The sequence below is a fragment of the Microbacterium sp. AISO3 genome (genome assembly GCF_002204305.1).
GTDB lineage: Bacteria > Actinomycetota > Actinomycetes > Actinomycetales > Microbacteriaceae > Microbacterium > Microbacterium arborescens.
This window is the reverse complement of record NZ_NHRF01000046.1, coordinates 1-560: the sequence shown is the minus strand read 5'-3', so window position 1 is coordinate 560 and position 560 is coordinate 1. Positions and strand designations below refer to the sequence as shown.

Sequence of the window (560 nt, the reverse complement as noted above, 5' to 3'; positions counted from 1 at the left end):
CCCCCTTGCCATGCACATGAGTGCAGAATCGCGAATCCGTGGGGCCCTTGATGTTTGACTGTGAGCTACGTCCGACCCCGATGGGGGGCGGGACGACGGTCCCCGTTCCTAAATTCTACGGGATCGACTGCCACCGGCGAGTAAACCGGTGTCAACGGATGACACCACGACGAAGGAGTCTTCATGCTTCTCGAAACCGCGGTGCCCGGTGCAACGATCTTCGGGTCGGAGTTCTTGGGCACCTTGATCCTCATTCTCCTGGGTTGTGGCGTCGTCGCCAATAACCTCCTTCCCAAGAGCAAGGGCCACGCTAACGCCCCCGGTTCCCTCCATATTAACTGGGGATGGGGCTTCGGCGTGATGTTCGGGGTTTACGCCGCTTACAAGACCGGTGGGCATCTGAATCCGGCTGTGACCGTCGGTCTGGCCATCGCCGGCAAGGATCTGGCCCCTGGTATCCCTGCTACGGCTGGCAACATCACGATCTACATCCTCGCCCAGTTCGCCGGTGCCTTTGTCGGTGCGGTGCTGTGCTGGCTGGCGTACAAACAGCACTATGA

The 560-nt window shown here is 60.2% G+C and carries 1 protein-coding gene; it reads left to right on the top strand.

The annotated features are described in order from the left end of the window. Nucleotides 1-183: 183 nt before the first annotated feature. Nucleotides 184-560, top strand: a 377-nt coding sequence (locus CBF90_RS16230) for an aquaporin (RefSeq protein WP_172407881.1), incomplete at its 3' end; no start/stop codon positions are given.